1 protein-coding gene is annotated in these 398 nt (G+C 66.1%); it reads left to right on the top strand.

The features are described 5' to 3' along the window. Positions 1–398 (top strand): oxygenase MpaB family protein (locus ACPXB3_RS22540; protein ID WP_425729871.1); only part of this gene is annotated, 398 nt, incomplete at both ends.

The following is a 398-nucleotide window of genomic DNA, read 5'->3' as shown; positions in this document are numbered from 1 at the left end:
TCCAACGACGACATGCTCTACGTCCTCGCCACTTTCGTCGTGTGCCCGGTGCGCTGGGTTGCCGCCTACGAGTGGCGGCCGCTGCGGCCCAACGAGATCGACGGACTCACCGAGTACTACCGCAAGCTCGGAAAACACATGGCGATCAAGGACATCCCCGACACCTACGAAGCCTTCGAACGCTTCCTCGACGCCTACGAGCGCGAACATTTCTCCTATTCGCCGCGGTCCCGCGAGGTCGCCGACTCCACGCTCGCCCTGCTCGCGACGTTCATGCCCTTCCGGCTGCTCCCGCGGTGGCTCGTCCGCCGACTCTCCTATGCCCTCATGGACGACCCGCTCCTCGACGCCTTCCGCTATCCCCGGCCCACCGACGCCGAGCGAGTGGTCGCTCGTGC

Origin of the sequence: Gordonia sp. DT219, from assembly GCF_049847065.1 — a bacterium.
Classification (GTDB): Bacteria; Actinomycetota; Actinomycetes; order Mycobacteriales; family Mycobacteriaceae; genus Gordonia.
Note: the sequence above shows the minus strand (reverse complement) of the source record. Positions and strands in the feature narration are given on the sequence as shown.